General features: G+C 72.8%; 21 protein-coding genes. 11 read left to right on the top strand and 10 right to left on the bottom strand.

Translation table 11 applies throughout. The annotated features are described in order from the left end of the window. Nucleotides 1-853: 853 nt before the first annotated feature. Together ACLJOU_RS09625 and ACLJOU_RS09620 are read left to right on the top strand one after the other, a co-directional pair. Nucleotides 854-1,423: an RNA polymerase sigma factor gene (locus tag ACLJOU_RS09625; RefSeq protein ID WP_410565305.1), complete on the top strand. Its 570-nt coding sequence runs from the start codon at nt 854-856 to the stop codon at nt 1,421-1,423. After that, nucleotides 1,420-2,529 carry a CU044_5270 family protein gene (locus tag ACLJOU_RS09620; RefSeq protein WP_410565302.1) on the top strand — a complete coding sequence of 370 codons (1,110 nt, stop codon included), beginning with the start codon at nt 1,420-1,422 and terminating at the stop codon, nt 2,527-2,529. Before ACLJOU_RS09625 ends, ACLJOU_RS09620 begins: the two co-directional genes overlap by 4 nt. 58 nt (nt 2,530-2,587) lie before the next feature. Here the strand turns inward: ACLJOU_RS09620 and ACLJOU_RS09615 are convergent, their stop codons facing one another. Further along, nucleotides 2,588-3,238, bottom strand: coding sequence for a helix-turn-helix transcriptional regulator (locus ACLJOU_RS09615; RefSeq protein ID WP_410565299.1), 651 nt, complete (start codon nt 3,236-3,238; stop codon nt 2,588-2,590). Nucleotides 3,239-3,322: 84 nt separating this feature from the next. Between ACLJOU_RS09615 and folE the strand changes: the two genes are divergently transcribed. Both folE and ACLJOU_RS09605 read left to right on the top strand, forming a co-directional pair. After that, nucleotides 3,323-3,943: a GTP cyclohydrolase I FolE gene (gene folE / locus ACLJOU_RS09610; protein ID WP_410565297.1), complete on the top strand. Its 621-nt coding sequence runs from the start codon at nt 3,323-3,325 to the stop codon at nt 3,941-3,943. Further along, complete coding sequence (locus tag ACLJOU_RS09605) at nt 3,943-5,151, top strand: NAD(P)/FAD-dependent oxidoreductase (protein WP_410565296.1); 1,209 nt, start codon at nt 3,943-3,945, stop codon at nt 5,149-5,151. The genes folE and ACLJOU_RS09605 overlap by 1 nt, the downstream gene beginning before the upstream one ends. A gap of 56 nt (nt 5,152-5,207) precedes the next feature. On the opposite strand, the gene ACLJOU_RS09600 is transcribed toward ACLJOU_RS09605, so the two are convergent. The 4 genes from ACLJOU_RS09600 to ACLJOU_RS09585 form a co-directional block, all read right to left on the bottom strand. Next, nucleotides 5,208-5,642, bottom strand: a complete 435-nt coding sequence (locus ACLJOU_RS09600; protein ID WP_410565294.1) for a hypothetical protein — start codon at nt 5,640-5,642, stop codon at nt 5,208-5,210. A 108-nt stretch (nt 5,643-5,750) separates the two neighbouring features. Further along, nucleotides 5,751-6,410: a response regulator gene (locus tag ACLJOU_RS09595; protein ID WP_410565293.1), complete on the bottom strand. Its 660-nt coding sequence runs from the start codon at nt 6,408-6,410 to the stop codon at nt 5,751-5,753. Next, on the bottom strand, nt 6,407-7,903 hold the full coding sequence (locus tag ACLJOU_RS09590) for a GAF domain-containing sensor histidine kinase (protein WP_410566673.1): 1,497 nt from the start codon (nt 7,901-7,903) through the stop codon (nt 6,407-6,409). The genes ACLJOU_RS09595 and ACLJOU_RS09590 overlap by 4 nt, the downstream gene beginning before the upstream one ends. Nucleotides 7,904-8,070: 167 nt before the next feature. After that, complete coding sequence (locus ACLJOU_RS09585) at nt 8,071-8,478, bottom strand: pyridoxamine 5'-phosphate oxidase family protein (protein ID WP_410565291.1); 408 nt, start codon at nt 8,476-8,478, stop codon at nt 8,071-8,073. Nucleotides 8,479-8,761: 283 nt separating this feature from the next. Here ACLJOU_RS09585 and ACLJOU_RS09580 point away from each other — a divergent pair, with 283 nt between their 5' ends. The 7 genes from ACLJOU_RS09580 (at nt 8,762) to ACLJOU_RS09550 (ending at nt 16,871) form a co-directional block, all read left to right on the top strand. Then, nucleotides 8,762-9,382: a sigma-70 family RNA polymerase sigma factor gene (locus tag ACLJOU_RS09580; RefSeq protein WP_410566672.1), complete on the top strand. Its 621-nt coding sequence runs from the start codon at nt 8,762-8,764 to the stop codon at nt 9,380-9,382. Between the two features lie 480 nt (nt 9,383-9,862). Further along, nucleotides 9,863-11,293 carry a DUF1996 domain-containing protein gene (locus tag ACLJOU_RS09575; RefSeq protein ID WP_410565288.1) on the top strand — a complete coding sequence of 477 codons (1,431 nt, stop codon included), beginning with the start codon at nt 9,863-9,865 and terminating at the stop codon, nt 11,291-11,293. Between the two features lie 243 nt (nt 11,294-11,536). Next, nucleotides 11,537-11,671: a hypothetical protein gene (locus ACLJOU_RS09570; protein ID WP_255482016.1), complete on the top strand. Its 135-nt coding sequence runs from the start codon at nt 11,537-11,539 to the stop codon at nt 11,669-11,671. 87 nt (nt 11,672-11,758) lie between these two features. Beyond that, the gene (locus tag ACLJOU_RS09565) at nt 11,759-13,939 is read left to right on the top strand and encodes a YcaO-like family protein (protein ID WP_410565286.1); all 2,181 of its coding nucleotides are present in this window, start codon (nt 11,759-11,761) and stop codon (nt 13,937-13,939) included. Between the two features lie 10 nt (nt 13,940-13,949). Then, nucleotides 13,950-15,227: an MFS transporter gene (locus ACLJOU_RS09560; protein WP_410565284.1), complete on the top strand. Its 1,278-nt coding sequence runs from the start codon at nt 13,950-13,952 to the stop codon at nt 15,225-15,227. Beyond that, entirely contained in the window at nt 15,220-15,771 is a 552-nt protein-coding gene (locus tag ACLJOU_RS09555; RefSeq protein WP_410565282.1) for a GNAT family N-acetyltransferase, read from the top strand. Before ACLJOU_RS09560 ends, ACLJOU_RS09555 begins: the two co-directional genes overlap by 8 nt. A gap of 50 nt (nt 15,772-15,821) precedes the next feature. Next, nucleotides 15,822-16,871, top strand: coding sequence for a DUF2235 domain-containing protein (locus ACLJOU_RS09550; protein ID WP_410565280.1), 1,050 nt, complete (start codon nt 15,822-15,824; stop codon nt 16,869-16,871). Between the two features lie 83 nt (nt 16,872-16,954). Here the strand turns inward: ACLJOU_RS09550 and ACLJOU_RS09545 are convergent, their stop codons facing one another. The 5 genes from ACLJOU_RS09545 to ACLJOU_RS09525 form a co-directional block, all read right to left on the bottom strand. Continuing rightward, nucleotides 16,955-17,713: a hypothetical protein gene (locus ACLJOU_RS09545; protein WP_410565279.1), complete on the bottom strand. Its 759-nt coding sequence runs from the start codon at nt 17,711-17,713 to the stop codon at nt 16,955-16,957. 137 nt (nt 17,714-17,850) lie between these two features. Next, complete coding sequence (locus tag ACLJOU_RS09540; RefSeq protein ID WP_410565276.1) at nt 17,851-19,305, bottom strand: glycoside hydrolase family 3 protein; 1,455 nt, start codon at nt 19,303-19,305, stop codon at nt 17,851-17,853. Between the two features lie 4 nt (nt 19,306-19,309). After that, nucleotides 19,310-20,140 carry a carbohydrate ABC transporter permease gene (locus ACLJOU_RS09535; protein WP_410565274.1) on the bottom strand — a complete coding sequence of 277 codons (831 nt, stop codon included), beginning with the start codon at nt 20,138-20,140 and terminating at the stop codon, nt 19,310-19,312. Continuing rightward, the gene (locus ACLJOU_RS09530) at nt 20,137-21,123 is read right to left on the bottom strand and encodes a carbohydrate ABC transporter permease (RefSeq protein WP_410565272.1); all 987 of its coding nucleotides are present in this window, start codon (nt 21,121-21,123) and stop codon (nt 20,137-20,139) included. The genes ACLJOU_RS09535 and ACLJOU_RS09530 overlap by 4 nt, the downstream gene beginning before the upstream one ends. After that, nucleotides 21,120-22,424, bottom strand: coding sequence for a sugar ABC transporter substrate-binding protein (locus ACLJOU_RS09525; protein ID WP_410565269.1), 1,305 nt, complete (start codon nt 22,422-22,424; stop codon nt 21,120-21,122). The genes ACLJOU_RS09530 and ACLJOU_RS09525 overlap by 4 nt, the downstream gene beginning before the upstream one ends. Between the last annotated feature and the right edge of the window lie 200 nt (nt 22,425-22,624).

Here is a 22,624-nt window from a genome sequence, read left to right as displayed (position 1 = left end):
CGCGGCCACCGCAAGCCGACCCCCGGCTCACGGCGCGCACCTCGCGGATCGGCACGGTCGCGGCGTATGGGCCGCCGCAAGCCGGTCCACCGGCCTACGACGCGCACCTCGCGGACCGGCACGGCAGCGGCGTAGCGGCCGCCACAAGCCGCCCCCGGCCTACGACGCGCACCTCGCGAACCGACACGGCCTCGGCATAGCGGCCGCCACAAGCCGCCCCCGGCCTACGACGCGCACCTCGCGAACCGACACGGCCTCGGCATAGCGGCCGCCACAAGCCGCCCCCGGCCTACGGCGCGCACCTCGCGGACCGACACGGCCACGGCGTACCGGCCGCCGCGCGCGGGCCGGTGGCGTGGGGGTGTACCCGGGTTTCCGGCTCAGCTGGCGACGTGCCTGCGGCGTGCGGTGACGATCCGGGCGCCGCGGACGTGCCAGGGGTTACGCAGGAGGTTGGCCGCGGTGTCGCTCCCGTGGCCGGACTCGGCCGCGGGCCCGGTAACAGGCGAGCCGACCGGTGCGGTGGCGATCGCGGGACCGGCTCAGTGCCGCCGCGGAGACGAGTCGCCCGGGGTCGTTCCGACGGGGCCGAGGTCGCCGTCGTCGCCACGCTCGTGGTCGGCGCCGGCCCGGCGGGGCCCTGTGGTCCGGGCGGGCTCGGTGGCCGCACCGCCGCGGCCACCACCAGCGTCGCCGCCACGGCGGCGGCGCAGGTCCCGGCGACCAGCAGCGCGGTTGCCCTGTGCATACCCGCTGTTGTCCGTACGGGGGCCGGCTGTTCGGGGAATGTGGCGTGCGTCTCATCCGGCCGCCCGAGCGGGGACGCGGGCAGCGGACCACGACAACCAGTACCGTGACCAGAATCGTCGAACGGCTGGACCGGCCCGACCTCGCCGCACGGGATCCGAAGGAGATCTTCGCGCGGCTCTTCGACGAGTACGCCCCTCCCCTGCGCGGGTACCTCGCGGGGCGGGTGGGCGTGCACGTCGCCGACGACCTCGTGGCGGAGACGTTCGTCGTCGCGCTGCGAAGACGGGCGAGCTACGACCCCGAGCAGGCCCCGATCCGCGGCTGGCTCTACGGCATCGCCACCAACCTGCTGCGCAACCACGTGCGCCAGGAGGTGCGCGGGTTCCAGCTGACCGCCAAAGCCGGTGCCGAGGACCGCCCGGCCGAAAACCACGACACGGCGGTCGCGGGCCGGGTCGACGCGGCGGCGCGGCGGCGCGTGCTCGCGGCCGGGCTCGCCGCACTGTCCGAACAGGACCGCGACGTCCTGCTGCTCACGTCCTGGGCCGGTCTCGAACCGGCCGAAGTGGCCGAGGCGCTCGGCGTGCCCGCGAGCACGGTGCGCTCGCGCCTGCACCGCGTGCGCCACCGCCTCCAGGCCCAGCTCGTCCCCACCGAGGAGAACCAGTCATGAACGAGCTCGACGAAACCCTCGAGCTGCTCCACCGCGACGCCCGCACCGCCCCGGCCGACCTGTCCGCGGCCCGCGCCCGGCTGCTGGCCGAACTCGACGCCGGCACGGTGCTCCCCCTGCGCCCGAAGCGCGCGCGCCGGTTCGCGCTGCCGGTCGCGGCCGCCGTGGCGGGTGTGACGGCGGTGGCGGTGACGGTCGTCGCCCAGCAGCGCCCGCCGGCGCCGGCGCCCGGCCCGGCCGCCGGACCGCCGGCGCCCGCCCCGGTCCCGACGTCGGCGGCGCCCGACGTCCGGCTGATGTCGGCGGTGCAGGTGCTGACCCGGGCCGCGGACCTGACCGTCGGCGCGGCCGACCAGCCCGTCGGGCCGGGGCAGTTCCGGTACATCGCCGAGCACACGTGGGTGCAGCGCGGCGTCCAGACCGGGGACAGCACCGGCTACACCTACCTGTGGGAGCAGGAGGTCGACCGCTGGATCCCGGCGGACGAGCACGACGTCTGGCAGGAGACGCGCAAGATCCTGAACACCGGGAAGTTCCTCGGCGGGTCGGTGCCGCGGGAGCAGGCCCCCGAGCCGGAGATCACGGACACCGACCAGGGCCGGTGGCAGGGCCGCTGCGGCGACTTCTTCCCGAAGGCCAAGCCGCCGAAGAAGTGCGGCGACCCGGCCGACTGGGACAGCCCGGCGTTCTACGCGGCCCTGCCGCCGGACCCGGCGGCGCTGTACGCGAAGCTGCAGCAGCTGACGAAGGCCCGCGGCTCGACGCCGTCGGTGATGTTCCACTTCGGCACCGAAATCCTCCGCGCGGGCCAGATGCCGGCCAAGCTGCGGGCGCAGTGGTACCGGGCCCTGGCGAAGATCCCGGGCATCAAGGTGCTGGCGGCTTCGACGAACCTCGACGGCCGCACGGGTGTCGCGCTCGGCCTGGACGACCGGCACGAGATCCGGCAGCTGATCATCGACCCGGTGACGGGCGGGTTCATCGGCGAGCGCACGATCGCGGGCTCGGAGCCGGAGCAGCCGTGGCTGAAGCCGGGCACGGAACTGGGCGCGAGCGCGATCAGGACGGCGGTGACCGGACGCCTTGGTGAAGTCCCGCCGAAGTAGCCCTCCAGTCTCAAGCGCCCCAATGTGGCCTTGGGGCGCTTGGGGCCGGCGGTCGGGCTCAGTCTCGGGCGACGCGTACGCAGCAGAAGCCCGGGTGCGGGTCCAGCCGGGCCCGCAGGCCGCCGCCCACCTTCTCGAGCATGCCCTCGACCAGGCCCAGGTTCATTTCGCACACCAGCCGCGTGTGGGCCTGGGCCAGCCGGTGGAACGGGCAGTTCGCCAGCAGCACCTCGCCGTCCTCGAGGCGGGGCTCGAAGCCGTTCCGTTCAAGCGTTCCCACGATGTCGGGCGCGTCCGCGGCGAGTTCCGCGCCGCGCTCGCGGGCGCGGCGGGCCAGGATCTCGCGCGGTGCACCGCCGGTTTCGTCGGCCTCCTCCACCGCGGCCGCCAGCAGCCCGCCCGCCAGCTCGTACTGGCGTTCGGGCAGGGACACGCTCACCTGCCGGTCCGACCGGCGGTACAGCTTCGCCGGCCGGCCCGCGCCGGGCCCGCTGCGGCCGGTCCGGCGCTCGTGGCCCACGGCCAGCAGCCGCTCCTCCACCAGCCGGTCGAGGTGGAACGCGACCGTCGCCCGGGCCACGCCGAGGGCCTCGGCGACGTCGTCGCGGCTGACCGGCTCGGGACAGCGGACCACGTACTCGTACAACCGGCGGCGGGTCGGCTCGTCCAACGCCGCGACCGCGGCCACCGCTTGCGATTCCTGCATCATCGCACTCTAAGACAAATCACTGTTGACGAAAACCCCTCGCGCCTTCTAGCGTCAGCTCAACTTGATTTTAGAAGGAGGCACCTCGTGAGCGTCGAACCCGTCAGCGCCCCGGTCCCGCTGCGGCACCTCGGTGTCGTCCACACCCGCGACGCCGTCGACCTGCGCGCGGCCGAGCGCGCGGTCGCCGACCTGCTGCGGGCCCTCGGGAAGGACCCGTCGTCGGAGCACCTCGGCGACACGCCGCGCCGGGTGGCCCACGCCTACGCGGAAATGCTCCAGCCGCGCGACTTCCAGCTCACGACGTTCCCCAACGACGAGGGCTACGACGAGCTCGTGCTGGCGAAGAGCATCCCCGTGCAGTCGCTGTGCGAGCACCACCTGCTGCCCTTCCGCGGCGTCGCGCACGTCGGCTACCTGCCCGGCGAGCGGATCCTCGGCCTGTCGAAGCTCGCCCGCGTCGTCGAGATGTTCGCGCGCGACCTGCAGGTGCAGGAGCGGCTGACCAAGCAGGTCGCGGACTGGCTGCAGGAGCACCTGGCACCCAAGGGCGTCGGCGTGGTGATCGAGGCCGAGCACCTGTGCATGTCCCTGCGCGGGGTGCGGGCGAGCGGCGCGCTGACCGTGACGTCGTCGCTGCACGGCCTGCTGCGCGAGGAACCCAAGACGCGGCAGGAGTTCTTCGCGCTCACCGGAGTGAGCGCCTGATGGACACGTTCGTCGTCGCCGGCGGCGGGCTGACCGCCGCCAAAGCCGCGGAGACCCTGCGCGCCGAGGGGTTCGGCGGGCGGATCGTCATCGCCGGCGCCGAACCGGACCTGCCCTACGAGCGGCCGCCGCTGTCGAAGGGCTACCTGCTCGGCCAGGACGAGCGCGCGTCGGTGTTCGTCCACGACGAGAAGTGGTACGCCGACAAGGGCATCGAGGTGCTGACCGGCCGGCGCGTCACGGCGCTCGACCGGGCGGCGCACGAGGTCGAACTGGCCGGCGGCGAGCGCCTCGGCTACACGAAACTGCTGCTGGCGACCGGGGCGTCCCCGCGGCGGCTGCGGGTGCCCGGCAACGACCTCGACGGCGTCCACTACCTGCGCCGGCTCGCGCACGCGGACCGGCTGCGCGACGCGCTGGCCGCCGGCGGCCGGGTCGTCGTGGCCGGGGCCGGCTGGATCGGCCTGGAGACCGCCGCGGCCGCGCGGCACCACGGCTGCCCGGTGACGATCGTCGAGCCGGCACCCGCTCCGCTGCACGCCACCCTCGGGCCGGAGCTCGGCGGGTTCTTCGCCGACCTGCACCGCCGGCACGGCGTCGAACTGCGGTTCGGCACCGGCGTGATCGGGTTCGCGGGCGATTCCGCGGTTTCGGCGGTGCGGACCGACGACGGCGGCGAGATCCCGGCCGACGTGGTCGTCGTCGGCATCGGCGCCCGGCCGGAGACGCAGCTGGCCGCCGACGCGGGCCTGGCCGTCGACGACGGGGTCGTCGTGGACGCGGGCCTGCGCACCGAGGACCCGGACGTCTTCGCCGCGGGCGACGTGGCGAGCGTGTGGCAGGAGCGCTACGGCCGCCGGATCCGCGTGGAGCACTGGGCGGCGGCGACGAACGGCGGCCCGGCGGCGGCCCGCGCGATGCTCGGCCACGAGGTGGTCCACGACGACCTGCCGTACTTCTTCTCCGACCAGTACGACGTGGGCATGGAGTTCACGGGCTGGTTCCCGCCGGGCGGGTACGACCGCGTCGTCACCCGCGGCGACGCCGAGGCGTTCCACGCGTTCTGGCTGACCGGCGGCCGGGTGGTCGCGGGCCTGCACGTGAACAAGTGGGACGACGGCCTCGACGCGGTGCGCGAACTGATCCTCAGTGGACGCACGGTGGACCCGGACCGGCTCGCCGACCCGGCCCGGCCGCTCACGGACTAGCGTCCTCCGAACGCCGGTCCACGGGGACGCAGCCGGCTGCGTCCCCGTGGACCGTCCTAATCGTCCCGCCGGTGCCGCCCGCGCCGGGCGCCCACGAGCGCCCGCACCTTCGTCGCCAGGTCGCCCCGGCGCTCTCGGCGGGCGTACTCCAGCAGCGCCTCGACCTGCTCCTGCGGGAGCCAGCCACGGTCCACTCCCGCCTCCAGGCGGAGCAGGTGCGTCACCAGCTCCCGGGACTCCTCGTCGTGCTCGCCCGCGCGTTCGGCGAAGCGGCGGGCCGCCTCCGCCTCGCCGTCGCACCACGCCGTCATCGCCAGGAGCGTCGCCGTCGCCGTCATGATGTCGCCGCGGTGGACGCCTCCCTCCGCCGCCAAGTGCTCCGCCAGCTGGAAGCTGTGCGTCCCGACGCCGCCCGGCCCCTCGCGGCGCACCGCGTCCGCGAGTGCCCGGATCTGCCGCGTGACGTAGTCCCCGCCCGACAACCCCGCCATGTCGTCCCCTCTGTCGCGCACACACTTCGTGCGTCACCCGACAGGTGTACTGCATCGGCGGCGGGATACATCGGACGACCCACCGGTTTCGTCCGAACAGGCGGGAAGTCAGCCCGATCGGCCCGGTTCGGCGCGCCGCTGGGACATGTACACCGCGGCCGACGTGCGCCGCTCGACGCCGAGCTTGTGCAGCACCGACGAGACGTAGTTCTTCACCGTCTTTTCGGCCAGGAACAGCCGCTCGGCGATCTGCCGGTTGGTCAGTCCCTCCGCGACGAGGTCCAGCACCCGCCGCTCCTGCGGGCTCAGCTGCTCGTACCGCGGGTCGGCGGCCGCGACGTCCTCACCGCGCAGCTTGTTCATCACCGACGCGGTGAGCGTGGCGTCCAGCAGCGAGCCGCCGGCGGCGACCGTGCGGACGGCCTCGACGAGCGACCGGCCGGAGACCTGCTTGAGCATGTACCCGGCCGCGCCCGCCATGATCGCGCCGAACAGCGCTTCGTCGTCCGAATAGGACGTCAGCATCAGGCAGCCGGGCGGCGGGTCCACCGTGGACCGGATCTCCCGGCACACCGCCACGCCTTCGCCGTCGGGCAGCCGGACGTCGAGGACGGCGACGTCCGGGCGGGACTGCGGGATCCGCACCAGCGCCTCGGCCGCCGTGCCCGCCTCCCCGACCACCTCGATGTCGGCCTCGGGCTCGAAAACGGTCTTCAGCCCCGTCCGGACCAGCTCGTGGTCGTCCAGCAGGAACACCGCGATCGTCATCGTCCACTCCCCTGCTCGCCGGTCAGCGCCGGCAGCTCCGCCGTCCATTCCAGCCGCGCCCCGCCGTCCTCGCCCGCCGCCAGCACGCAGTGGCCGCCCCACCGGGCCGCCCGCGAAGCGAGGTTGGCCAGGCCGCTGATCCGGCCCGCCTCCGGGGGCGGGCCGATCCCGTCGTCGCGCACCACGAGCGTCAGCCGCCGGCCGAGCCGGTCCACGGTGACCTCGACGGACAACGACTTCGCCCCGGCGTGGCGGGCGACGTTCGTCAGCGCTTCCCGCAGCGACGCGATCAGGTCGGAGCGGACCGCATCCGGCACCGCGGCGTCCAATGGCCCGTCGAAGCCGACGCGCGGCTCGAAGCCGAGCGCGTCCCGGGCGTCCACGGCCACCCGCAGCAGCTCCGCGCGAAGGCTGCCCTGCGCCTGCGCGGGCGCCTGGAGAGAGAAGATGCTGTTGCGGATCTCGCGGATCGTGCCGTCGAGGTCCTGGGCGAACCCGGCCACGCGCGTGGCGACGCCGGCGTCGGCGATCAGCCTGCTCACCCCCTCCAGCCCGAGCCCGGTGGCGAACAGCCGCTGGATCACCAGGTCGTGCAGGTCGCGGGCGATCCGGTCGCGGTCGGAGAACACCGCCAGCTGCTGGCGCGCGTCCTGCGCCCGGGAGAACTCGACGGCCAGCGCGGCGTGGCCGGCGAAGGTCTCGGCCAGCTGGACGTCGGAGTCGGTGAACGGCGAGCGGTCGCGGAACTTCGCCACCACCAGGACCCCGAGGGTCTCCTCGCCGACGATCAGCGGCACCGAGATCGCCGAGTCGAGGTCCTTGACCATCGCCGGTATCGGCCCGCGGTGGTGGCGCTGCTGCTCCTGCACGTGTTCGCCGTAGTCGCGCACCACGACCGGACGCCGGGTGGTGAAGGCCATGCCGGTGGCCGTGCCCTCGGCCGGCACGGTCATGCCGGTCAGCCGGTCGGCGTCCTCGCCCGGCGGCTCGACGACGTCGAACACCAGCCGGCCGGGCCCGTCGGGCCGCGCGATCGCGCCGGCCGTCCCGCCGGCGACGACGCGGGCGCGTTCGGCGACCAGCCGCAGCGTGGCCCGCAGGTCCTGCGCCGAGAGCAAGGCGCGGGTGACGTCGTACGAGGCTTCGAGCCAGCGTTCCCGGCGGCGCATCTGGTCGACGAGCAGGGCCTTTTCCACGGCCATCCCGGTGGCCGCGGCGAGCGCGCCGAGCACCTCGCGCTCCCGGCGGCCGAACTCCCCGCCGGGTTCCACGGTGAGGGTCCCGAACGTCTGCGTTCCCGCGCGGACCTCCAGCTCGACCGCTCCGGCGCCCAGCGCCCCGTGCCCGTACTCGGCCGTGCCGCCGTCGGTCAGCCGCAGCCGGCCGCGCCGCGCGCCGAGCAGCCGGCACGTCGCCGTCACCGCGCGGTCCAGCAGCGCCGGCACCTCCAGCTCGCGGGCGATGCCGCCGACCGCGGCCAGGATCGCCGGCATGCTGATTTCGTCCGCCACGTCCCGTCGACCCCGCTGGCTCCCGGTGGAATCCCGGGCCTGCCCCGGGCCGTCAAGGGTCCCACAGGTCACTGCCCGTGTCGGCCCAATCCGGTTCGTCCATCCGGTGGGTCGATGGCGACGGCGCGTCCGTTACGGCGATCGCCGGATCACTCCGCGTGGCAGGCGAGGCGGTGGCCGCTGATGGTCTCGGCGGGGACGCGCAGGAAGCGGTGACCCGGCCGGGCGGGCACCGGGCACGGGCAGGTGAGTTCGCCGAGGTCGACCGCCCCAGACTCGGTGGCGCGGCCCAGCAGGCTGACGTACCAGCCGGCCCCGGTGTCCGCGGCGAACTCGTCGGCTTCGAACGCGACGACGGCGTCGCGCGCGCCCGCGTACAGGGGACTCCCGGGCGGGACGGCGAACACCACGGCGTCGTCGACGACCGTGAAGCGCACCGGCCGCACCGCCGGCATGGCCCGGTGGGTGTAGATCACCCGGCCGAGGCTCGCCGTCCGGAGCAAGGCGAGGCACTGCTGCCGGTCCAGCAGCAGCCCGAAGCCCACGTCGTCCACCATCGCGTCCCTGTGTTTTCTCCCGTGGAATCCCGGCCACCAGCGTGATCGGCGCGGCCGGTCCGCCGGTAGGGCCGTTCGGCCCGGCCGTCCCCGGCGGCCGGGACACGCACTCGGGACACGCACTCGGGACACGGACATCGGGACACGCACATCGAGACGCGGTGGACCAGGGCCGGAAGACCCGGATCGGGACGGCCGCCCGGCCGGTGCGGCGGCCACGCGCAGTCACCTAGCGTCGTGACGGTCCGTTGCGATCTTCACGAAAGTGGGAGTGAGGGCCGAGATGCCGCCGCACTCCGCCGAGGGTGCCCGCCCCACGGCGACGTTCTCCCTCGACCCGGCGCTCGTCCGGTCGGCGGTGCAGGGCAACCGCGCCGCGGTGGCCGGGCTGCTGCGCGCGTTGCGGCCGGTCGTGTTCCGCTACTGCCTGGGCCGGCTGCGCGGCTGGCAGGACGGTTCATCGGACGCCGAGGACTGCGCCCAGGAGGTGCTGCTCGCGATCGTCCGCGCCCTCCCGGGCTACCGCCACGAGCCCGGCGGCTTCCTGCCGTTCGTCTTCGGCATCGCCGCGCACAAGGTTTCGGACTTCCACCGGCGCCGGGCGCGCGACCGCACCAGCCCGGTCGCCGAACCGCCGGCCGGCCGCGCGGGCGGCCGGGAGTCCGGCGACCCGACGGGCGAGGAAGCCGAGCGGTCGGCGGCCCTCGACTGGTCGTCCGGGCTGCTCGACACGCTGCCGCCGCGCCAGCGCGAAATCCTGGTGCTGCGCATCATCCTGGGCATGACGGCGGAGGAGACGGCCATCGCGGTCGGCCTCGGCAGTGCCGGTGCGGTCCGGGTCGCCCAGCACCGCGCTCTCGCCACCCTGCGACGCAGCCTGCTCGACCACGACGGGACGTCCTGACGCATCCGGCGCACAATGGCGAACCGGGTCCCCATTCCCCGCATTTCACGGCAATTCCCCATGGCTCCGCATTGCGGGCATTCGACTGGTCTCACCCGGGGATACGGCTGCCGGTTCAGTTCGGTTCAAACTTTTTTCCGCGACCCGGCCCGGAGAGGCCAATCCCCAGGTCAAAGGCGCCTTTCACTACGGAAACGCCAACCCGGCCTGACGCAAGGTAACGGTCGAAAAGAACTTCTTGCCCGGTGTCAAGCGCCCGTGTAGCGTCCATAACGGAACGATAACCAGCCGGTTGACGGCGCGGCCACGGGCAGGTGGGCGCGCAACCACTGATGTCGGGTCAGTGGACCAGCCGGATATCGCTTCCGTGCCGACATTCTCACCGAACCCGTGACCGAACCCCGCCTGTTCGGGACGAGCCTGGGCTCGTTCCGCTCAGTGTCGCGCGTTCCCGCCAGCCCGACACCGGAGGATCCACCCATGTCCCGCACCCAAGGACGGCATCGCCTTTCCCGCCGGACGAAGATCGCGACCGGCGGCGTCGCCCTCGCGATCGCCGTCGGCGGCATCGTCGTCGCGACGACCACCGGCCACACCGGTGAAGCCAGCGCCGACGAAGCGAACCCCGCCTTCTTCGTCGACATCCTGAAGGTGGCGCCGAACCAGTTCGACCCGCGCCCGGTCACCGGCGCGTCGACGGGCACGTTCACCGTCGACTGCGGCCGCAACGAAAACCAGCACTTCAACCCGGACAACTTCATCGCCCAGCCGGGTGTCCGCAACGGCGCCCAGCACCTGCACGACTACGTCGGCAACCTGTCGACGAACGCCGACTCGAACAACAAGAGCCTGCTCAAGGCCGGGACCACCTGCCGCAACGGCGACAAGTCCGCCTACTTCTGGCCCGTGGTCCGCATCGACACCGGCGAGGAGGAGAAGAACGAGCCCGCCAAGGTGCCCGACGGCGACCGGGCGCAGGCCGACCGCGAAGCGAAGACGGTCCAGGTCGCCTGCCCGGACGTGGCGAGCAAGCTCACCGACATCCCCGACCAGGCCATGGCCGAGGTCGACAGCAACCTCGACCAGCTCGACGGCCAGGCCGACGAGGCCAACCAGCGCATCGCCGCGACCCAGGGCCAGGGCGGCCCGGACTTCGTGCGCAACGCGATCCTGAACCCGCTCAAGGACCGGCGGGCCGCGATCATCGACCGGATCGCCACCGCGATCGGCCGGTTCGCGCCGAAGCCGGGCGACCTCGGCGGTCTCGCGCCGTGCGCGACGAAGCCGGGCAAGGACACCGGAACGCCGACGCCGCCGCCGTCCACCACGGCCGGGAGCGCGCTGCCCGGGCAGGACGAGAACAACGAGCTGCCGGGCAACGACGGCAAGATCCTGCGCCCGCAGCGGGTGCAGATCACCTTCCGCGGCAGCCCGGTCGGGAAGGTCGTGGCGATGCCGCGCTTCCTGCGCGTGCTCTACGGCGACGCGAAGGTCTCGACCAACGGGCCCGCGAACGCCAGGGCGAGCTGGACGTGCACCGGCTTCGAGAACCGGGTCACCGACAAGTACCCGATCTGCCCGCCGAACAGCAAGGTCAAGCGGATCCACACGTTCCCGAGCTGCTGGGACGGCAAGAACACCGACAGCGCCAACCACCGCACGCACATCGTGTTCCCGGACCAGTCCGGCCGGTGCGCCAAGGGCTTCAAGGCCGTGCCGCAGCTGCAGATCTCGCTCACCTACGACATCCCGCACGACATCCAGGTCAAGAAGCAGTACAAAGTGGACGCTTTCCCGCAGGAGAAGCACAACCCCGGTTCCGACCACGACGACTTCGCCAACGTGATGTCGCAGCGGATCATGAACGGGCTGGTCAACTGCGTGAACCGCGGCCGCACCTGCCGGGCGTGACCGGCTCGCCCTGACGGGCACCCGAGCGACAGAAGGCCTCCCCGCCGGCCCCACCGGCGGGGAGGCCTTTTGCCGTCGCGGCCCGTGAACTCTTCCCCCACCGGCCATGACGAACGCATGGACCCGGGGGTGCGCACCGCATTCCAGAAGACGTCACGGTGCACACCCGGATCGCATATTTGTTCACGTCACCCCGACCCGGTGGCGCCACCGGGAAACACTCCACACCCTTCAGGAGGAACCATGATCTCGAGCTTCGAGCGCCCCTCGGCCGTCGTCGTCCACAACCGGGCCGTGGTCCACAACCGCGCCGTCGTCCACAACCGCGCCGTGGTCCACAACCGCGCCGTCGTGCACAACCGCGCTTCCGCCAAGTAGTCCGGCCGATCCGCCGGCGTGCCGCGGCCCCCGTCCCGGGGCCGCGGCACGGCCATGTCCGGCCCGTTTTCGACCGAGGGATTTGCCATGCATGACGACGTGCGCCCGCAGCTGACCGGGATCGAGCTCCACGACCTCGAACCCGGGCTGTGCCTGCTCATCACGCCCAACGGCGGCCAGTTCTCCATCACCGCCCCGGTTTCGGAGTTCCGGGCGTGGCTCGGCCGGTGCGACGGCACCCGCACCCGCGAGGAACTGCTGGCCGGGATGAACCCCGACTACGCGGAGGTGCTCGACGTCCTCGAGGCGGACGGCTGCCTGCGCGCGGGGCAAGACGAGGAGGCCGCGGCCCGGCGTCTCGCCGCCACGACGGTGCTGCTCGCCGGGGCGGCCGAACTGACCGGCCCGCTCGCGGACGTCCTGGCCCCGTCCGGCTACGCGCGGATCGCCCCGCTCGCCGGGCTCGGCCACCCCCTCCCGGCGGATCCGGCGGACACCGTCGTCGTCGCCGCGTTCACCCACCCGGCGTATGCCGAACTCACCGCGCTGGAGGCGTTCTGCGTGGACCGCGGGGTGCGTTTCCTCCCCTTCCGCTGTGAACGCGGCCAGGGGATCGCCGGGCCCGCGGTCACCCCCGGCACCGGCCCCGACTTCACCGACGCGCTCGCCCGCCGCCGGTCCGCCGCCATCGACCCCCGCGTGCTCGACGCGTTCGCGGCCGCCGGCGCCCCGCCCGGCCCGCGGTTCCGGCCCGGGGAAACCCGCTGGCTGCTCACCGCGCTCGCCGTGCAGCTCGAACGCTGGATCGCCGGTGCGCCCGCCGAGACGACCACCGGAGAACTCGAACTCGATCCCGTCCGGCTGACCGCGCTCCCCCGGCCCGTGCTGCCCGTGCCCGACCGGCCCCGGCCGGTGGTGGCGCACGGACCGCGGCCCGACCTGCTCGTCGACGACCGCACGGGGATCGTCACCGCGGTCCACGAACTGCCCGCCGCCCCGGGCATGCCCGCCCGGCTGAAGGTGTGCGCGGTCGACGTCGCCGACATGCGGCGGGTGGTCGACTGGCCCAACGACCGCCAGGCGTTCGGCACTTCCTGGCACGACTTCGAGCTCGCCCGCGACTCCGCGATCGGCGAGGCCGTGGAACGCTACTGCGGCAGCTGGCTCGGGCCGGACCGCCCGATCCGCCACGCCAGTTACGACCGGCTGCGCCGCGACGGCGTCCCGGCGCTCGACCCGCGCCGCCTGAACCTCTACTCGCCACGCCAGTACCGGGCCGCGGGCTTCCCGTTCGCGCCACTCACCACCGACGCCGAATGCGCGTGGGTGGAGGGCTTTTCGCACACGACCAAGGAGCCGGTCTGGGTGCCGGCCTGTCTCGTCTCGACCGAGGCCGAGCCCACCGGCGCCCGGTTCACCGACCCGCTGATCGCCGGGCTCGCCGGCGGCACCAGCGTGGAGCACGCCGTCACTTCGGGCCTCGAAGAGGTGCTGGAGCGCGACACGACCATGCTCTGGTGGGCCAACACGCCCCGGCTGCGCCGGCTGCCGGTCCCGGCGGAGATCCGGGCCCTGGTCGCCGACACCGCGGACACCTACGACATCACGCTCATCCCGCTGGACAACGAGTTCGCCGTCCCGATCGTCGCCGCCGCGGTGTTCGACCGGACCCGGCGCTGGCTGTCGATCGGGTTCGCGACCCGGCCCGACGCGTTCGAAGCGGCCAAGAAGGCGCTCGCCGAAGGGTTCACCCTGCAGCACACCTGCCTCGCCCTCGACGACGAACGGGAGCTGGGCGCGATGCAGGCCGACCTGCCGCACCTGGGCAACCTCAAGCCCTACCGCGCCGACCGTCGCTACCTCGACTCCTACCGCGAGGACTTCGCCGACGTCGTGGACCTGCTGTGCCAGCAGCAGATCTACCTCGACCCGCGAGCCGCGGCCCGGGTGGCGCCGTGGGTGCGCAACCTGCCGGTGCGGGGCTGGGAGGGCCTGCCCGCGCTGGGCGAGCGGCGGCTCAAGGCCTACCAGGAACGCGTTGAGGCACGCGGGTTCGAGGTGCTCAGCGTCGACCTCACCACCCGGGACGTCGAGGCCGCCGGATTCCACGCCGCGCACACGCTCGTGCCGGGCCTGGTCTCGAACTTCCCGGCCGGGTTCCCGTACTGGGGCGACGGCCGGATCCGGCGCGCCGCGGTCGACCTCGGCTGGCGCGCCGAACCCCTGCCCGAAGAGCGGCTGAACGTCTTCCCGCTCCCCCACGCCTGAGGAGCCTCCGATGGCCGTCACCGAACTGCTCGGGCTGCCCCGGACCCGGGGCCGCCTGCCGCTGGTCGCGGCGCAGGGAGTCGACGCGCTCGGCACGGGCCTGTTCCTCCCGTTCGCCGTCGTGTACTTCCACGCGGCCAAGGGGATCCCGCTGACCGCCGTCGGCGCCGCCCTCTCCGCCGCGGCGCTGCTGGCCCTGCCCGCCGGGCCGTTGGCCGGCCCGCTGGTGGACCGCTTCGGCCCGCGGCGGATCGTGGTCGCCGCCAACGCACTGCGGGTGGCGACCTTCACCGGGTACGTCTTCGCCGGGTCGCTGGGGCAATTGGTGGTGCTGGCCGCGCTGACGTTCTGGGGCGAAGGGCTCTTCTGGCCGGCGTCCGGGGCGCTGGTCGCCCAGGTCGCCGACGACGGCCAGCGTGCCCGCTGGTACGCGATGGAACGGACGCTGCGCAACGTCGGCATCGGGCTCGGGGGGCTGGCGGGCAGTGCGCTCGTCATCGCCGGCGGCTACACCACGATCGTCGTGCTGAACGCGGCCAGCTTCCTCCTCGCCGCGGCCCTGGTCGCGGCCTGGCGGGGTGGCCGGACCGATCCACCCCGAACCGATCCACCCCAGACCGATCCACCCCGGACCGATCCACCCCGGACCGTCCGTGTAGTCGCGCGTCGCCGGGGGTACCGGGCCGTGCTCGCCGACCGCGCGTTCCGGCGGGTGCTCGTGACGGTGTTCGTCTTCGCCCTGTGCGATCTGGCCTTGACGGTCCTGCTCAGCGCGTACGTGCTCGACACGCTGCGGCTGCTAGCGTGGCAGCCGGGGGTGCTGTTCGCCCTCAACACGGTCCTCGTGGTCCTCGCGCAGACGGTCGTGGCCCGGCGCGTGGAACGCTTCGGCAAGCCCCGGACCCTGCAGGTGGCGGCGGCGGTGTGGGCGGCCGCCTTCCTGCTGTTCGCGGTCGCGCCGCTCGCCGCACCGCTGCCGGTGTTCGCCGTGCTGACCGTCGCCACCGCCGTGTTCACCGCGGCCGAGCTGCTGCAGGCCCCGACCAGCAGCGCGCTCACCGTCGCACTGGCGCCACCCCACCTGCGCGGCCGGTACCTCGGACTGGAGGAACTGCTGTGGGGGGTGGCCCGGGTCCTGGCGCCGGTGACGTTCACCGCCTTGCTGGGGGCCGGCCCGCAGCTGCCCTGGCTGGTGCTGGCCGGATCCTGCATGCTGGCCGTGGTCGTGCTCGCGGGGCTGAGGGCGGTTCCGGAGCCGGCCGCGACCCGGGAGACCACGGATGCCTGACTGGGCCGAGCTCGGCGAGCTCTACCTCGACGTCTACCGCGAACCGCCGTACGGGGAAGGCGAACCCGAAACGGCCCGGTTCCGCGAGACCGTGTCGCGGCACGCGCTCCTCCCCGGGTTCGCGGTGACCACCGTCCGCCACGGCGGGGTCCTGGCCGGGTTCGCCTACGGGGTCGGCCGCGAGGCGGGCTGGTGGCACCCGCGGGCCACCGCCGCCGCCCCGGCCCGGCTGGCCCGGCACCCGGTGTTCTACGTCTACGAACTCGCCGTCCGGCCGGGGCTGCGCGGGCGCGGCCTCGGCCGGGACCTGCTCGACCGGCTGCTCGGCGCGCGGCCCGAGCCGTTCGCGGTGCTGGCCGCGTCGATGGCCGCCCCGGCGCACGCGATGTACCGCCGGTGGGGCTGGCAGCCGGTCGGCTCCCTCACGCCGGGCCGTTCGGAGCTGCTGGCCCTGCCGCTGTCCGGCCGCGCACCGGGAAACCACCCGCCGGGTGGCGCTCCCCGAGCCGGGGAACGCCACCGTGCGGGTGACCGACGGGCGTAACGCGGCACCCGGTCCGGGCGACTCACGAGCGTCCGGAGGTGGGAGGAAGCATGCCGAAACGTCTGGTGATCTGCTGCGACGGGACCTGGAACACCCTGCGCCAGCCGGCTCCGACCAACGTCGGCCAGCTCCAGCGGGCGGTCGCGCCCGCCGACGCGGCCGGTACCGAACAGCGGGTGTACTACCGCGAAGGCGTCGGCACCGGGAAGCTGTGGGACCACCTCACCGGCGGGGCGTTCGGCGTGGGACTGTCCAAAAAGGTGCAGGACGCCTACCGGTTCGTCGTCGACAACTACGAACCCGGTGACGAACTGTTCTTCTTCGGCTTCAGCCGCGGTGCCTACACCGCGCGCAGCACCGTAGGGTTCATCCGCAACTGCGGGGTCCTGCGCCCCGACGAGGCCGGCCGCCTCGAGGAGGCCTACGGGCTCTACCGCGACCGCGACCGTGACACCTCCGGCCCGGACAGCCCGCGGGCCCGCGACTTCCGGGCGACGTACGCCCGCGAAGACCAGACCCCGATCCGGTTCGTCGGCGTTTGGGACACCGTCGGGGCGCTGGGCATCCCGCTCAGCGGCGGCCGGCTGCTGCACCTGCTGAACAAACGCTGGCAGTTCCACGACATGAAGCTGACCTCGATCGTGCAGTCGGCGTTCCAGGCGCTGGCGGTGGACGAGCACCGGAAGTCGTTCAGCCCGGCGGTGTGGGAGCCGTCGACGGCCGGGGGTGACCGGATCCGCGAACAGGTCTGGTTCGCCGGCGCCCATTCCGACGTCGGGGGCGGCTACCGGCAGCCGGCTCTGTCGAACCTCGCCCTGCGGTGGATGGTGGACCGCGCCGAGCAGTGCGGCCTGGTGTTCGAGCCGGACGCCTTCGCGCACCTGGCCGCCCGCGACGAACTCGGCGACCTGCACGATTCGCTCAACCGGTTCTTCCGGTACTTCGGCTCGGCGGACCGCGTCATCGGCGGCGTGGACCCGGCCACGGAGTTCGCGGGGTCCTGCGTGGTGGACCGCAGCGAACGGATGCACCCGCCGTACCGGCCCGCGAACCTGCTCACCTACCTGGCGGAGCCGGCCCACCGGATCATGAAGGTCTGACCGCGACAGTCCCTTGTGGACTGACGGCGACGGGCCCCGGTCCGCGGGAGGCGGACAGGGGCCCGTGCGCGGTGCGGCGAAGGTCAGTGGTTCACCTTGAACCACGGCTGCGACCAGCCGAGGTAGGTCTGGCCCCACTTGCTCTTGATCTGCGCGATGGTCGTCTCGGTGTAGCTGCCGTAGCCGTTGATGTCGTTCGACAGGAACTTGCCGCCGCCGATCGAGATCATCGTGTGCCCGGCACCGCTGCTCTTGAAGAAGGCGAGCCCGCCGGCCGGGACCTGGTAGTCACCCGGGTGCTTGAACGACGCCGGGATCTGCGTCCAGTGGATGTAGGCCGTCTCCGAGCCCGAGGCGGGCCAGCCGTAGTTCTGCGCGTTGATCCGGTCGCACCAGCCCTCGTAGGAGTCGAGGTCGCCCGTGTGGATCCGGGTCTTGGCGTAGGCCACCGCCTGCGCGCAGGTCTTCGAGTCGCCGGTGCCCGCGGTCGAGCAGGTCAGCGTCGAGCCCGCGCAGTCCGGGGCGACCCGGCCGTCGGAGCCGGTGTAGACGTAGGCGTCGCTGACGTAGCCGTCACCCACCTTGTCCCAGATGTCCGAGGTGCCGTACTTGCCGTCGACCGTGGACCCGTTGGTCTGGCAGCTGATGGTCACCGCGGTGCCGTCGGCGATGGAGCCGGCCGAGGCCCCGCTCGTGCTCGGGGTGGCCCGCACGGTCAGCGCGGCGCCCGAGTCGGTGTGCACCGTGCCCGACGCCGCGAAGGCCGGGCTCGCCCCGACGACCGCGATCGCCGCGGCGATGCCGGCCACCCCGGCCAGCCGCTTCACGATCCCCATGTTCATTCTTCCGTCCTCCAGTTTTTCGGTGTGAGGACAGCATGGGGACCGCCGGTACAAGGTCCGTACAAAGCGCGGCCGGGCTTTCTGGAGATACGGCAAAGCGGACGAAACCCCGCGATGTCGCGGGGTTTCGTCCGCCTTCAGGCCAGGTATTCCGCGGCGGCGCGCAAACTGACCCAGGAGCCGCTGAACGTGTCGATCCGCGGGCCGTCGCCGGACGGGCCCGGCACGCCGGTTTCCACCCGGATGTACTCCACAGTGGACAGAGCGGCCAGCAGCTCCCGCACGCGCGGGTGCCGGTGCGCCTCCCGCGTCACCACGACGACGCTGCGGAAGTCCCGCGCCGCGGCCAGCACCGCGGCGGCGTCGTCCGGCGTCGCGGTCATCGCCCGGGTGCCCGGCACCAGTGCGGCCAGGTGCGCGCCGAGGCCCCACGGCATCGGCCCGGCCGCGATGGTCGGCTCCGTCTGGACGTCGACGACCAGCGGCGGGCCGTCGAGGCGCGGCTCGCCCTGCACCCGCAGCGCCTGGCGGGCCGCCTCCAGGCCGAGCCGCCGGTCGACCGGCCCCACCGAAGCCGGTGCCGGGTCGGTGCCCAGCGCCGCCGTCCGCGCGGCCGCCTCCGCCAGCCGGTCCGGCGGGAGCTCCCCCGCCGCGACCGCGGCCACGATCGCCGTCACGCACGCGTCCAGGTGCTCGGCCTCGAAGGCCGCGCCGCCGAGGCAGAGCGCGTCCGCGCCCGCGGCCAGCGCCCGCACCGCCGAGCGGCCGAGGCCGTCGTGGCGTCCGTACGCCCCGGACACCGCGCCCATCTCCAGCGCGTCGGTGATCACCGCGCCGGTGAAGCCGAGCTCGCCGCGCAGGACGTCGGTGAGCGCGGTCCGGTTGAGCGTGGCCGGCTCGTCGCCCCAGGCCCGCACGACCAGGTGGCCCGACATCACCGAACGCACCCCGGCCCGGATCGCCGCGGCGAACGGGACCAGCTCGATCTCGTGCAGCTCTTCCAGCGTGCGCGGCAGCACGGGCAGCGCCACGTGCGAATCCTCGGTCGCCGCGCCGTGGCCCGGGAAGTGCTTCGCGCACGCCGCGACGCCGTACTTCTGCAACCCCGTCACGTACGCCGCGACGTGCGGGGACGCCTTCACCGGGTCGGACCCGAACGCCCGGACGCCGATGATCGGGTCCTCGGCGGCCAGGGTCAGGTCCGCGCAGGGCGCGAGGTTCACCGTGACGCCGCAGGCGGCCAGCCGCTCGCCGAGCGCGGCGGCGACGGCCGTCGTCAGCTCCGGGTCGTCGGCCGCGCCCAGCGCGAGCGGGCCCGGCACGAACGACCCGGTGTTCACGTCGAGGCGGGTGACGTCGCCACCTTCCTCGTCGATGCCGACCACCACGCCGTCGCGCTCGCCGCGCAGCTGCGCGGTCAACGCGGCGACCTGCTCGTCGTCGACGACGTTGCGGCCGAACAGCACCACCCCGCCGAGGCCGTCGGCGACCCGGCGGCGCAGCCAGTCCGGCGCGGTCGTCCCGGCGAACCCGGGCAGGAGGACGGCTTCGGCGAGCTTCTCGGGCGAGGACTGCGTCTCGGACGTGGACAACGGGCTACCCCTTCACGGCGCCGGCGGTCGCACCGGACACCAGCTTGCGTTGCACGAGCAGGAAGAAGATCAGCGCCGGGATCGCGTAGATGACCGACGCGGCCATGACGCCGCCCCAGTCGGTGGCGAACGCGGTGCGGAACGACGCCAGCCACACCGGCAGCGTCTCCTTCGGCTTGTCCTGGATGAAGACGAGCGCGAACAGGTACTCGTTCCACGCGGTGATGAAGCTGAACACCGAGGTGGTCACCAGGCCCGGCCCGAGCAGCGGCAACGTCACCCGGCGGAACGCCCCGGTCTGGCTGCAGCCGTCGATCATCGCGGCCTCTTCCAGCTCGTACGGGATCCCGTTGACGAAGCCGTAGAGCATCCACACCGTGAACGGCAGCGTGGTGGCGAAGTAGATCAGCAGCAGCGACGGCAGCGTGTTGAGCAACCCGGCGTCCCGCATCAGCAGGAACAGCGGGATGAACAGCGCCGACACCGGGGCCAGCTGCGCCACCATGACCAGCACCAGGAAGCCCCGGCGGCCGGTGAACCGCAGGCGGGACAGCGGGATCGCCGCCAGCGTCCCGGCGACCAGCGCGCACAGCACCGACCCGACCGTGACGATCAGGCTGTTCATCAGGTAGGTCGGGAAGTTGTCCTTGCCGAGCGCGGTGGCGAAGTTGCCGAACGAGAACGACGTCGGGATCAGGTCGTACTTCGGCGACAGGATCTCGCCGGGCGACCTCAGCGACGTGACGAACATCCAGTACGTCGGGAAGACGATCGCCAGCGCGACCAGGACGCCGACGACCGACAGCGCGATCCGCTGCGGCAGCGATTTCCTCACTTGAGACCACCTTCCGGGGTCCGGACGAGCAGCTGGATGTACCGGCCGGTGATGAGCGCCAGCACGATCAGCATCAGCGTCGCGATCGCGCCCGCCGCGCCGAAGTGGTTGCCCGCGATGCCCTTGAGGTAGAGGACGACGGCCAGCGTGGTGCTCCCGCCGTCGGGCCCGCCCTCGCGGATCGCCCAGATCTGGGCGAAGGCGTTGAAGTCCCACAGCACGGACAGGAACGTCACCATGGTGGTGATCGGCCGGATCGCGGGCCAGGTGACCGCGCGGAACGTCTGCCACGCGCTCGCACCGTCGATGCCCGCGGCCTCGTACTGCTCGCGCGGGACCCCGATGATGCCCGCGTACAGCGAGAACGTCACGAACGGGACGGCCTGCCACACGATGAGCAGCCCGATCACGGTGAGCGTGCTGGCGCCGCTGGAGAACCACGAGAACCCGATGAAGGAGTGGAAGCCCAGCCGGTCCAGCGTCTTGTTGAGGATGCCGTACTGCTGGTCGAAGATCCACTGGAACACCGTGGTCGTGGCGATCACCGGCGTGGCCCAGGCCAGCACCAGCGTCACCTGCACGATGATCCGCACGACCGGGTCGAGGTGGCGCATGAGCACGGCCAGCAGCAGCCCGCCGAGGATGGTGGCGGCCACGATGGCGGCGGTGAAGACCAGGGTCCGGACGGTGACCGTCCAGAACTCGGGGTCGGAGAGGGTGTTCGTGTAGTTGTCGAACCCGATCCAGATCATCTTGCCGGAGACGAGCTGGCCGATGTCGAGCTTGCGGAAGCTGATCGCCAGCACCTGGACCAGCGGCCAGGCGAGCAGCACCAGGATGGCCGCCAACGCCGGCAGCAGGAGCAGGTACGGGAGCAGCCGGTCGCCGAACCGGCCCCGCCTGCGCTTGCCGACCCGGGCGTCGCGCGGCGATGCCGGCGGGGTCGCCCCCGCCGGCATCGTCACATTCGCGGTCGCGGTCATCCGCCGATGAGCTTGTTCAGCGCTGCGTTGGCGTCGGCGGTCGCCTGGTCGAGCGGCTTCTTGCCGGTCAGGTACGCGGTCAGCATGTCCTTGACCGGGTTCTGGCCGGACTCCACGTCACCCCACTTCGGGCTGGCCGGCACGGCCTTGCCGTTGGTGGAGGCCTTGGCCATCACGCTGCCCATCGGGTCCTTGTCCAGGCCGGTGAGGTCGGTCGACGTGCCGGGCACGACGCCGGCGGCGGCGAGCTGGCTCTGGTACTTCGGGCTGGAGAGCAGCTTGATGTACTCCTTGGCCGCGGCCACGTTCTTGCTGTTGGCCGGGATGGCCAGGTTGGAGCCGCCCAGGAAGACCGGGGCGCTCTGGCCGGCGGTCTTGCTCGGGATGGCGAAGGCGCCGGTCTTGCCGGTCAGGCTCGCGTCGGTCTTGGCGGCGGTCGCCAGCTCCCACGGGAGGCCGATCATCATGGCCACCTTGCCGGCACCGTAGACCGTCGCCTGCTGCGGCTTGGCCTCGTCGGCGTCCTTGGGCGCCTTGGTGCCGGAGGTGTCGACCAGCTTCTTGTAGAACTCCAGGCCGGCCTTGGCCTCCGGGGTGTCGAGGGTGGCCTTGTAGTTCTTGCCGTCGGCCTTGGCGATGTCCCCGCCGTTGTCCCAGATGAACGACAGCAGCGCGTACCAGTTCTGGCCCGGCATGTAGAGCGCCTGGAAGTCGGGGTCGGAGCCGAACTTGGTCTTCAGCTTGCCGATCGCGTCGATCCACTCGTCGTTCGACGTCGGCGGCTTGGCGATGCCCGCCTGCTCGAACATGTCCTTGCGGTAGATGACCTCACGGTTGGCCGCGTAGAACGGGACGCCGTAGGTCTTGCCGTCGTAGGTGCCGGAGTCCGCGAGGCCCTTCAGCCACTGCGAGCCGTTGAAGCTGTCCTTGTCGGCGGTCAGGTCGGTCAGCACGCCGTCCTGCGAGGCGAACGCGGCGGTCTGCGTGTTGCCGATCTCGATGACGTCCGGCGGCGCGCCGCTGGCCAGCGCGGTGGTCAGCTTCTGCTGGATGCCGTCCCACTGCTGGATTTCGTACTTGACCTTGACGCCGGGGTGCGCGGCCTCGAACTCCTTGTTGAGCGCGTCGGTCAGCGTGGTCGGCGCGGAACCCGTCATCAGCCAGACCGTGACCGTGCCGCTGAGCTGCGCCGGAGCGCCGCTCGACGAGGCCGCGGTGTCCGAGCCGCCGGAGCCCGCGCAGCCCGCGGTCGCGAGCGTGAGTGCGGCGGCGCCCGCCGCCAGCTTGAGCCAGCGTTTCACTCGATGCCGTCCTTTCCATGCCCGGCCACCGCGGCCGGGCGCCCCAAATGGTGTAGACCAATGTTGGGGTTAGAGTGGTACGTACCACAGGCGGTGTCAAGGCGGTTGCCGGAACGTTGTAAACGCATGCGGGGAGTAGCCGGGCGGTTACCCCAGCCGGGCGGGGTGCGCCAGAAGTCGTCCGAATAGGAAGGTGTCCC

The organism is Amycolatopsis sp. cmx-4-61, from assembly GCF_046548775.1.
Lineage (GTDB): Bacteria > Actinomycetota > Actinomycetes > Mycobacteriales > Pseudonocardiaceae > Amycolatopsis.
The sequence above is the reverse complement of the archived record's forward strand: the minus strand, read 5'-3'. Positions and strand labels throughout refer to the sequence as shown.

Excerpts from the sequence above, each read along its gene's own strand:
- ACLJOU_RS09575 (WP_410565288.1), top strand. The coding sequence starts at position 9,863 with ATGTCCCGCACCCAAGGACGGCATCGCCTTTCCCGCCGGACGAAGATC.
- ACLJOU_RS09555 (WP_410565282.1), top strand. The coding sequence starts at position 15,220 with ATGCCTGACTGGGCCGAGCTCGGCGAGCTCTACCTCGACGTCTACCGC.
- ACLJOU_RS09560 (WP_410565284.1), top strand. The coding sequence starts at position 13,950 with ATGGCCGTCACCGAACTGCTCGGGCTGCCCCGGACCCGGGGCCGCCTG.
- ACLJOU_RS09550 (WP_410565280.1), top strand. The coding sequence starts at position 15,822 with ATGCCGAAACGTCTGGTGATCTGCTGCGACGGGACCTGGAACACCCTG.
- ACLJOU_RS09545 (WP_410565279.1), bottom strand. The coding sequence starts at position 17,713 with ATGAACATGGGGATCGTGAAGCGGCTGGCCGGGGTGGCCGGCATCGCC.
- ACLJOU_RS09530 (WP_410565272.1), bottom strand. The coding sequence starts at position 21,123 with ATGACCGCGACCGCGAATGTGACGATGCCGGCGGGGGCGACCCCGCCG.
- ACLJOU_RS09570 (WP_255482016.1), top strand. The coding sequence starts at position 11,537 with ATGATCTCGAGCTTCGAGCGCCCCTCGGCCGTCGTCGTCCACAACCGG.
- ACLJOU_RS09620 (WP_410565302.1), top strand. The coding sequence starts at position 1,420 with ATGAACGAGCTCGACGAAACCCTCGAGCTGCTCCACCGCGACGCCCGC.
- ACLJOU_RS09585 (WP_410565291.1), bottom strand. The coding sequence starts at position 8,478 with ATGGTGGACGACGTGGGCTTCGGGCTGCTGCTGGACCGGCAGCAGTGC.
- ACLJOU_RS09595 (WP_410565293.1), bottom strand. The coding sequence starts at position 6,410 with ATGACGATCGCGGTGTTCCTGCTGGACGACCACGAGCTGGTCCGGACG.
- ACLJOU_RS09615 (WP_410565299.1), bottom strand. The coding sequence starts at position 3,238 with ATGATGCAGGAATCGCAAGCGGTGGCCGCGGTCGCGGCGTTGGACGAG.
- ACLJOU_RS09605 (WP_410565296.1), top strand. The coding sequence starts at position 3,943 with ATGGACACGTTCGTCGTCGCCGGCGGCGGGCTGACCGCCGCCAAAGCC.
- ACLJOU_RS09590 (WP_410566673.1), bottom strand. The coding sequence starts at position 7,903 with ATGCCGGCGATCCTGGCCGCGGTCGGCGGCATCGCCCGCGAGCTGGAG.
- ACLJOU_RS09600 (WP_410565294.1), bottom strand. The coding sequence starts at position 5,642 with ATGGCGGGGTTGTCGGGCGGGGACTACGTCACGCGGCAGATCCGGGCA.
- ACLJOU_RS09580 (WP_410566672.1), top strand. The coding sequence starts at position 8,762 with ATGCCGCCGCACTCCGCCGAGGGTGCCCGCCCCACGGCGACGTTCTCC.
- ACLJOU_RS09565 (WP_410565286.1), top strand. The coding sequence starts at position 11,759 with ATGCATGACGACGTGCGCCCGCAGCTGACCGGGATCGAGCTCCACGAC.